This is a genomic window from Streptomyces sp. SID11385, assembly GCF_010548245.1.
Taxonomy (GTDB): domain Bacteria; phylum Actinomycetota; class Actinomycetes; order Streptomycetales; family Streptomycetaceae; genus Streptomyces.
The window spans coordinates 1-8,073 of sequence record NZ_JAAGLR010000108.1; the positions used below are offsets into that span (position 1 = coordinate 1).

General features: G+C 74.6%; 7 protein-coding genes and 1 riboswitch. Of the genes, 5 read left to right on the plus strand and 2 right to left on the minus strand.

The window, feature by feature from the left end:
• Positions 1-74: 74 nt before the first annotated feature.
• Positions 75-1,187 (minus strand): methyltransferase domain-containing protein, encoded by a 1,113-nt coding sequence (locus G3I42_RS03560; RefSeq protein ID WP_164282383.1) that lies wholly within the window; start codon positions 1,185-1,187, stop codon positions 75-77.
• A gap of 242 nt (positions 1,188-1,429) precedes the next feature.
• Here G3I42_RS03560 and G3I42_RS03565 point away from each other — a divergent pair, with 242 nt between their 5' ends.
• The 4 genes from G3I42_RS03565 to G3I42_RS03580 all read left to right on the plus strand — a co-directional run bounded on the left by G3I42_RS03565 (position 1,430) and on the right by G3I42_RS03580 (position 6,117).
• Positions 1,430-2,854 (plus strand): glucose-6-phosphate dehydrogenase, encoded by a 1,425-nt coding sequence (locus G3I42_RS03565; protein WP_164282384.1) that lies wholly within the window; start codon positions 1,430-1,432, stop codon positions 2,852-2,854.
• A 38-nt stretch (positions 2,855-2,892) separates the two neighbouring features.
• A riboswitch (cobalamin riboswitch) is annotated at positions 2,893-3,024 on the plus strand.
• Positions 3,025-3,139: 115 nt separating this feature from the next.
• The gene (locus tag G3I42_RS03570) at positions 3,140-4,243 is read left to right on the plus strand and encodes an iron ABC transporter permease (protein ID WP_164282385.1); all 1,104 of its coding nucleotides are present in this window, start codon (positions 3,140-3,142) and stop codon (positions 4,241-4,243) included.
• Between the two features lie 94 nt (positions 4,244-4,337).
• On the plus strand, positions 4,338-5,099 hold the full coding sequence (locus G3I42_RS03575) for an ABC transporter ATP-binding protein (RefSeq protein WP_164282386.1): 762 nt from the start codon (positions 4,338-4,340) through the stop codon (positions 5,097-5,099).
• 22 nt (positions 5,100-5,121) lie between these two features.
• A complete protein-coding gene (locus G3I42_RS03580) occupies positions 5,122-6,117 on the plus strand; it encodes an ABC transporter substrate-binding protein (RefSeq protein ID WP_164282387.1) in 996 nt (331 codons plus the stop codon).
• Between the two features lie 30 nt (positions 6,118-6,147).
• Here the strand turns inward: G3I42_RS03580 and G3I42_RS03585 are convergent, their stop codons facing one another.
• Positions 6,148-7,179, minus strand: coding sequence for a medium chain dehydrogenase/reductase family protein (locus G3I42_RS03585; RefSeq protein ID WP_164282388.1), 1,032 nt, complete (start codon positions 7,177-7,179; stop codon positions 6,148-6,150).
• 142 nt (positions 7,180-7,321) lie between these two features.
• Here G3I42_RS03585 and G3I42_RS03590 point away from each other — a divergent pair, with 142 nt between their 5' ends.
• Positions 7,322-7,975 (plus strand): WHG domain-containing protein, encoded by a 654-nt coding sequence (locus G3I42_RS03590; protein WP_164282389.1) that lies wholly within the window; start codon positions 7,322-7,324, stop codon positions 7,973-7,975.
• Positions 7,976-8,073: the final 98 nt, after the last annotated feature.

An 8,073-nucleotide genomic window follows, 5' to 3' on the forward strand; every position in this document is an offset into this window, starting at 1 on the left:
GGCCTGGAGGCCCTGGCGGGCGCGGACGCGGACCGCGCGGCCTTCCGCGCCCTCCTCGCCCCCTGATCCCGGCCTCACCCCGACTGCGGCAGGACCACCGCCCGCCCCGGCGCCCCCGCGACCCGGGCCACCGGATCGTCCGGGGCGTGGCGGTGGAGGACGAAGCGGTCGCCCGCCCGGTAGGCGTCGAGCGCGGCGGCGCAGTAGGCGACGAGCCCGTCCGGGAGGGCGCCGAGCGGGAACCACTCCAGGGCGTCGCACTTGTGCGGCTCCGCGTTGTACGGCTCGCCGCCCGCCGGGTACGCGGCCTCGAAGAACCAGCCGATGCGGCTGTCGCCCGAGGGGGCCGCGTGCTGCATGACGAGGGCGACGCGCACGTCCTCGGGGACGAGCCGCAATCCCGTCTCCTCGTACGCCTCGCGCAGCACCGCCGTCCGGACGTCCTCGCCCGCCTCGACGTGCCCGGACGGCGCGTGCCACAGGCCGTCCGCGTAGCCCGTGTTCGCACGGCGGGCGAGGAGGATGTCGTCGCCGCGGCGCAGGAAGAGGTGGACGTCGACGATCTCGCTGTGCCTGCGGGCCTGCGCGGGGCTCGCGACGACCGCGTACCGCTCGTCCTCGACCGGACCGCCCCACAGGCGCGGGTCCCCGCTCAGCGACTCGGTGTGGACGCGCTCGGTGAGCGGGGCGAGGAGCGCGGTGACCTCGGCGAGCGGCAGGCCCGCGTCCTTCCAGCGGCCCTCGACCAGGACGAGCCGCCCGCCGGGGCGCAGCAGCGCGCACCAGCGGCGCAGCACGGCGGCCGGGTCCGTGAAGAGCCACAGCAGGTGGCGGACGAGGACGACGTCGAAGGAGCGGGGCGCGAAGGGCGGGTGCGCGGCGTCGGCGCGCAGGAGGCGGGTGCCGGTCCCCGCGAGCTTGGCACGGGCCTCGGCGAGCATCGCGGCGGAGCGGTCGGAGGCCGTGACGCGGTGTCCGGCGCGGGCCGCGAGCAGGGCGAGGCTGCCGGTGCCGCAGCCGAGGTCGAGCACGTCGACGGGGGCGGCGGGCAGCCAGGCCGTCAGGCGGCTCGCCCAGGCGTCCCGTACGGCGGGATCGCGCAGCCCGTGATCGGCCTCGGCGTCGAACCCGGGCGCGACCGCGTCCCAGTCCGTCCCCGCACCCCACCCGGTGTCCGCATCCGTCATGCGCCCCGCCTCCCGCCCCGCGTCCCCCGGTCCCGCGCCGCGCGGAACCCGTGCGCCGCCGATCCTGCCACCACCCTCTGACAACGCCCTCTGACCAGCGCTGATACTCCGGCCGGGGCACGGTCCTCACCCGAGCGGCCCCGGCGGCGAGGTGACCGGACGCCAGGCACACAAGGCTGAGGTGCGGGTACCCGATCCCCGTCCCGGGCCCCGCCCGACCCCGTACGAGAGGCGCTTCCCGCATGGCTTCCGACTCCCCGGCCGACGGCCGTCCGCTGCTCCTGGTCCTCTTCGGCTCCACCGGCGACCTGGCCAGGCGCAAGCTGTACCCGGCGCTCTTCCAGCTGCACGCCCGCGGCCTCATCTCGGGGGACTACGCGGTGATCGGCTCCGGCCGGCACTCCCCCGGCACGGACGACGACTTCCGGGGGATCGTCGCCGACGCGGTGAAGGGGGCGCACGGCGGCGAGGCCCCGCCCCGCCTCGACGAGTTCACCGCCCGCTTCCGCTTCCAGTCCTCCTCGGCCGAGGACGGCGAGGACCTGGCGCGCGTCGTGCGCGAGACCCGCGAAGGGCTCGGCGCGGACACCCGTACCCTCCTCTACCTCTCGGTGCCGCCCGCGAGCATGTCGGGGATGCTCGGCATGATCGGTTCGACCGGGCTCAGCGAGGACGCGGTGCTCGTGATGGAGAAGCCGTTCGGCGAGGACGTCGCGAGCGCGTGCGCGCTCAACGAGCGGCTGCACGAGATCGTCCCCGAGGAACGCGTCTTCCGCGTCGACCACTTCCTCGGCAAGGAGGCGGTGCGCAACCTCCTCGCGCTGCGGCTCGCGAACGGCTGGCTGGAGTCGGTGTGGAACCGCGAGCACCTCGCGTACGTGCAGATCGACGTGCCCGAGGAGATCGACATCGAGGGCCGGGCCTCGTTCATGGAGGCCACGGGAACGTTCCGCGACATGATCCCCACGCACCTCGGGCAGGTGCTCGGCATCGTCGCGCTGGACCTGCCGGAGCGGTACGGGGCCGACGAGCTGCGCGAGGCGCGGACCGCGCTCTTCCGGAAGCTGCGGCCCTTCTCGCCCGACGAGACGGTGTTCGGGCAGTACGAGGGCTACCGCGAGGAGGAGGGCGTCGCGCCCGACTCGACCGCCGAGACCTTCGTGGCGCTGCGTGCCTGGATCGACGACCCGCGCTGGGAGGGCGTGCCGTTCCTGCTGCGCACGGGCAAGGCGATGGGGATCTCGCGGCAGCAGGTGACGATCGGGCTGCGCGAGGCGGCGCGGGTGCCCGGCGCCGACTGGGCGGCCTGCGACCGCCCCTCGGAGTGGGTCTTCGACCTCACCGACCCGCCGCGCTTCGGCGTCGAGGCGTACGGGAAGCGGCCGGGGACCGGTTTCCGGCTCGTCCGGGCGCCGCTCATGCTCGACGAGGGCACGGCCTTCCCCGACGACCCGCCGCTGACCGCGTACGCGCGGGTCTTCCTCGACGCGCTCGCGGGCGACCCGACGTGGTTCACGGGCGCGGAGGAGATCGAGCGCCTGTGGGAGGTGTGCGCGCAGGTGCAGAAGGCGGGGAGCGTGCCGCTGCCGTACGCGCGGGGCTCGTTCGGGCCCACGGCGGCGCTGGAGCTGGCGGGGAAGCGGGGCTGGCGGGTGCCGGAGAAGTGAGCGGGTAAGCCCCTCCCCGGCGGTTCGCCCCTGACGGGGGTTTGTTAGCCTGCACGGGCCTCTCGTGGGGGAAGCCGGTGGGAATCCGGCGCTGGCCCGCAACGGTGTGCGTGGCCCGCAGGGTGTCCTGGGGCCGCGCGAGCCCGATCGCCCGCGGCAGGTGTACCGACCCCGTCGACCGCTCGCCGTGGACTGCGAGCAGGGACCCGCGCGTTGCCCCTCCGGGCTCCACCGGCGCCCTGCGCGTGCCGCCGGTGGCCGCCCATCCGGAGGACGCGCGCCCTCATGTCCCATACCACCGCGCCCCGCGCCGAGGGGTCCCCCCGCATACCCGCGCCCCGCGCCGAGGGGCCCCGCCGCCTGCCCGTGCCCCCGCTGGTGACCGGGCTCGCGCTCGTGCTGCTCGCCTCGCTCGTCTGCGGGGTCGCGCTGGGTGCGACGGGGATCGGCTGGGGGCAGGTGCTGCGGCTGCTGTGGGCGGGGCTGAGCGGGGGGAGCGTCGGCGCGGACGACGCCGGGTCTTACACGATCGTGTGGGAGATCCGCTTCCCGCGCGTCGTGCTCGCGGCCGTGGCCGGCGCGGGGCTCGCCGCCGTGGGGGTCGCGGTGCAGGCGCTCGTACGCAACGCGCTCGCCGACCCCTTCGTGCTCGGCATCTCCTCGGGCGCCGCCGTGGGCGCCAACGCGGTCATCCTCTTCGGCGCGCTCGCGGGCTTCGGCGTGTGGGCGCTCTCCTTCTCGGCCTTCGTCTCCGCGCTCGCGGCGACCGCCCTCGTCTACGCGGTGGCCCGCTCGCCGCTCGGGCTCAGCCCGCTGCGGCTCGTCCTGTCGGGGACCGCGCTCGCGTACGGCTTCCAGGCGGTCACGACGGTCATGGTCTTCGGCGCGGAGCGGGGCGAGGCGGCGCGCTCCGCGATGATGTGGCTGCTCGGGAGCCTCGGCGGGGCGACGTGGCCGAAGGTGCCGCTCGTCGCCGCGACGGTGCTCGCGGGGCTGCTGTGGCTCGGGGTCCGGGCGGGGGCGCTCGACGCGCTCGCGATGGGCGACGAGACGGCCGCCGCGCTCGGCGTGCCGCCCGACCGGCTGCGGCGCGAACTCTTCGTCGTGACGGCGGCGGTGACGGGGACGGTCGTCGCGGTGAGCGGGGCGATCGGATTCGTCGGGCTCATGGTGCCGCACCTCGTGCGGATGCTCGTCGGGGCCTCGCACGCGCGGGTCCTCGCGGTCGCGCCGCTCGCCGGGGCCGTGCTCCTGGTCTGGGCCGACCTGCTCTCGCGCCTGCTGCTCGCCCCGACCGAACTGCCCGTCGGCGTCGTCACGGCGGCGCTCGGTGTGCCCGCCTTCCTGCTCCTCATGCGGCGCGGCGGGCACGCGCTGGCGGGGCGCTGAGCGCGGACGCCACGTGCGGGCGGGCCCGCGCCCGTACCGCCGAATCCCCGAATTCCCGGACATCCGGGTCCAAGTCCCCTGCGGAGGAAGTGACATGCGGCTCGACGTCGAAGGCGTCTCGGTCGAGGTGGCGGGCGCGCGGCTCGTCGACGACGTCGTGCTCGACGCGCCCGCCGGGGCCTTCGTCGGGCTCGTCGGGCCGAACGGGAGCGGCAAGTCGACACTGCTGCGGTGCGTGTACCGGGCGCGGCGCCCCGACGCGGGCGTCGTACGGGTCGGCGACGAGGACGTGCACCGTCTCGCGCCACGCGCCGCCGCGCGGCTGCTCGCCGCGCTGCCGCAGGAGACGGCCGCCGACTTCGACTTCACCGCCGCCGAGGTCGTCGCGATGGGCAGGCTCCCGCACCGCGAGCGCTCCGCCGCGCGGGACCGGGAGATCTGCGCGCGGGCGCTCGCGGACGCGGGCGTCGCGCACCTCGCCGCGCGCGGCTTCCAGTCGCTGTCGGGCGGCGAGAAGCAACGCGTGCTCATCGCCCGCGCGCTCGCCCAGGAGCCGCGCGTCCTCGTCCTCGACGAGCCCACGAACCACCTCGACATCGCCCACCAGCTCGACGTCCTGCGCCGGGTCCGCGCGAGCGGCCCGACCGTGCTCGCCGCGCTCCACGACCTCAACCTCGCCGCCGCGCACTGCGACCTCCTGCACGTCCTGCACGGCGGGCGCGTCGTGGCGTCGGGCCCGCCCGGCGAGGTGCTGAGCGCCGCGCTGCTCGCGGAGGTCTTCGGCGTACGGGCGCACCGCGTGCGCCACCCGGAGACGGGCGCGACCCAGTTCCTGTTCGACCCCCTCGGCTCCTGACACCCCTTCCGGAAGGTTCCCCGTGCGCAAGCTCGTCCCCCTCACCTCGCTCGGCCTCGCCGCCGCCCTCCTGACCGGCTGCGGCGCGAAGGTCGAGCACGACGACGGCAAGGCCGCGAAGGCGGTGACCGTCAGCAACTGCGGCGAGAAGGTCACGTACGACAGGACGCCCGAGCGCGTCGTGACCAACGACGTCGGCATCACCGAGCTGATGTTCGCGCTCGGTCTGGAGGACCACATGGCCGGCTACGTCATGCCGGCCGACAAGGGCTCGCTGAAGGACGTGCCGTACAAGGACGCGTACGACAAGGTGAAGTGGATATCGAAGGACCGCGTCACGAAGGAGGACGCGCTCGCCGCGGACGCCGATCTCGTCTTCGCCGGCTGGAACTACGGCTTCAACGACAACGCGCTCACCCCCGAGGACCTGCACAAGGCCGGCATCGGCACGTACCTGCTCACGGAGTCCTGCCGCAACGCCCGCACCGGCACCTCGCGCGGCATCATGCCGCCGCTCGACGCGCTCTACACCGACCTGGAGAACCTCGGGAAGATCTTCGGCGTCGAGCAGCGGGCCACGAAGCTGATCGCGGAGTACAAGGCGACGGTCGCGGACGTCCGCGCGAAGGCCCCGGAGAAGCGGCCTTCCGTCTTCCTCTACGACAGCGGCCAGGACCAGCCCTTCACCTCGGGCAGGTACGCGGCACCCGAGCAGATCATCGGCGAGGCCGGGGGCGTCAACATCCTGCACGACCTCAAGGACTCGTGGACGACGGTCGGCTGGGAGACGGTCGTGAAGCGGAACCCCGACGTCATCGTCATCAACGACTACGGGGCGACGAGCGCGAAGAAGAAGCGGGACTTCCTCCTGTCGTACCCGCCGCTGCGGAACGTGTCCGCGATCAAGCACAAGCGCGTGTACGTACTGGACTACGCGGACCTGGTGGAGAGCCCGCGCAACCCCTCGGCGATCGAACGGCTCGGCGGGTACCTGCGGGGGGTCGCCGAGGCGGGGTGAGGCGCCGGAGGCCCGGGCCCTCCCCCGGTCTCACGGTGTCAGGACGATCTTGCCGCTCACCGTGCCCGACTCCGCGAGGCGCAGCGCTTCGGCGGCCCTCGCGAGCGGGAAGGTGGCGGCGACGCGGGCGGTGATCTCGCCCCGTGCGAGCGCGGCGAGGACCGCCGTGAGGTCGGTGCGCAGGTGGGCGCGGAAGCGGGCCTTGTTCCGGGAGCCGGCCCAGATGTTGTAGAAACCGGCGCGGCGGCCGTTGGGCAGGACGTGCCACAGCCCGAGGCGCGCGAAGAGCTTGATGACCGGCCAGTGGCGCGAGCCGGTGTCGTCGCGGGTCGACGCGGTGCCGTACGCGACGAGCGTGCCGCCGCGCGCGAGCATCCGCCAGGAGTCGACGATCCCCGGGCCCCCGACGTGGTCGAAGACGGCCGCGACCCCGCCGGGCGCCAACTCCCTGACACGCGCGGGCACATCGCCGTCGTGGTAGTCGATCGGCGTGACCCCGAGTGCCCGCAGCGCCTCGTGGTGGCGGGCCGAGGCGGTGCCGATGACCTCGACGCCCGCGGCGCGGGCGAGCTGGACGAGGACGGAGCCGACGCCGCCGCTCGCGCCGTGCACGAGGACGGTCTGCCCGGCGCGCACCCCGGCCCTGCGGTGGAGCATCTGCCAGGCCGTGATGCCGTTGACGACGACGGTCTCGGCCTCCTCGGCGCCCACGCCCTCGGGCACCGGTACGAGGTCGGCGGCGGCGACCCGTACCCGGCTCGCCCAGCCGCCCACCTTGAGCAGTGCGGCCACCCTGCGCCCCACGAGAGCCGGATCGACGCCCGGGCCCGTCGTGTGGACGCGGCCGACGACGTCGTAGCCCGGCACGAAGGGGAACGGTGGCTGGTCGAAGTACCGGCCGCGCCGCATCTGCTGCTCGGCGAAGGAGACGCCGCTCGCCTCCGTCGCGAGCACCACTTCACCCTCGCCGGGCACGGGCGCCTCCGCCTCCCGCACCTGAAGGCCCTCCGGCTCCACGACGCCCGGCAGGACGACCTCGACAAGACGTGCGCTGTCACTCATGACGTTCCCCGCTCCGTAGCAGCTCGCTCGACATTCGCTTGAATCTCTCGCTTTCGTGAGAAGTTGTAACTCATCTCCGCTGTGAGAGTCAATAGCGACAGTGATAACCTCTAACAGAACGAGTCGAGGAGAGGAAGCGCGTGTGAGCGAGCCGAAGTCGTCCCGCGAGCGGTACCGCGCCCAGGTGCGCGAGGAGATCAAGCGCCACGCCTGGGAGCAGATAGCGACGGCGGGGGCGAGCGCCCTGTCCCTCAACGCGATCGCGAAGCGGATCGGCATGAGCGGCCCGGCCCTCTACCGGTACTTCGCCAGCCGCGACGACCTGATCACCGACCTCATCAGGGACGCCTACCGCAGCCTCGCCGACGCCTTCCTGGCCCGCGCCGCCGAGGGCACCGACCTCCCGGGCCTCGCGGGGACCCTGCGGGCCTGGGCGCTCGCCGACCCGCAGCGGTACTTCCTCGTCTACGGCACCCCGCTGCCCGGCTACCACGCCCCCGAGGACACGGCCCGCACGGCGGCGGAGATCATGGCGGTGCTCCTCGACGTGTGCGCGGCTCGGGACAAGGACGACGCCCGCCCCCCGGGCGTCGTCCCTCCGGCCGAGGGGTACTTCGCCGAGCACGGCGACTGGGCCAGGGGCCATCCCGCGAGCCCGGCCGCCCGTCTGCGCGCCCTCACCGTCTGGACGCGCCTGCACGGGGTCCTCTCGCTCGAACTCGCGGGCGGCTTCCACGGCATGGGCTTCGACCCGGCGGTGCTGTACGCGGCTGAGGTGGATTCGCTCACGAAGTGAGCAGCGGCGTGCGGGCCACCGCTCCGGCCGGGCCCCCGCTCACGCCGCCAGCGTCCCCGGCACCACCGCCCCGGCGCCGAAGCGCCGCCGCGCGCGGT